The 852-nt window shown below is 66.7% G+C and carries 1 pseudogene; it reads right to left on the minus strand.

Features of this window, described 5'->3' with window-relative positions:
• A pseudogene (locus NKI25_RS36260) lies at positions 1-673 on the minus strand (IS4 family transposase); the annotation flags it as partial.
• Positions 674-852: the final 179 nt, after the last annotated feature.

Here is an 852-nt window from a genome sequence, read left to right on the forward strand (position 1 = left end):
CCTGGGCAAAGCTCGCCACCAGCCGGGCCGTGCGCGCCGCCCGACCAGGCCGCGCGCGCAGCTCGACCATGGCCTCTCCGGCGGCCTGCAGCGGTGCGGTCGACAGCTTGCCGCCGCCCTGGATCCGGCGGTCGTGCATGGCGCGGGTCAGAATGTGGAAGCCGGGTTCGGGTACAAGCGCCCACTTGCTGTAGATGTCGCTCTCGCGGTCGCTCACCTCGGTCACCAGTGCAGCCGACTTCAACACCGGCTTGGCCGCCGCGGCCGTGCTCAACCAGCGCTCGGACTCCTTGTCGCACAGAGGCCGCTTGGCATGAGCAACCTCCACACGCCCCTCGCGCGTCCACACCCGGCCCGCCACCAGCCCCAGAACGCCGCCCGTCTCGGCATCGATGCCCAGCATCGCGTGCAGCAACACGCCACGGCCGCCGCCCTTGCCAATCTCGCCAAGGCCACGCCGATACTCCGGCGTCGTCGCGAAATTGATCTCACTGGTGTCCTGGATCGCCAGCACATGACGACCGGCGCTAGCCTCAGCCGTCGCAGCGCCCCAACCTTCAATCAGCCTGTCCGTCGTCACCCGAGCGTTCGCCAGGAACCGACAAAAGCCCACGATCCCGCTACGGGCTCCTCCAGCCAAGCGGCGCAGGCACACGCTCTCGCGCGACACCATCCGCTCCAGAAGCTGGACCCCCTTTTTTCGAGCCGTTCGTCACCGAACGACCCCAACAATCCCATAGATGACACCGCGACGCCTCCCTCAGTACGTCGCCTACAGAATCACACACCAACCCGACGCCGCAACTCACAGATGAGTCATCGACGCAACGAAAAGATGTGTGCATCCCCTAG

This window comes from Mesorhizobium sp. M0808, assembly GCF_040320025.1.
In the GTDB taxonomy this organism is placed as follows: domain Bacteria; phylum Pseudomonadota; class Alphaproteobacteria; order Rhizobiales; family Rhizobiaceae; genus Mesorhizobium.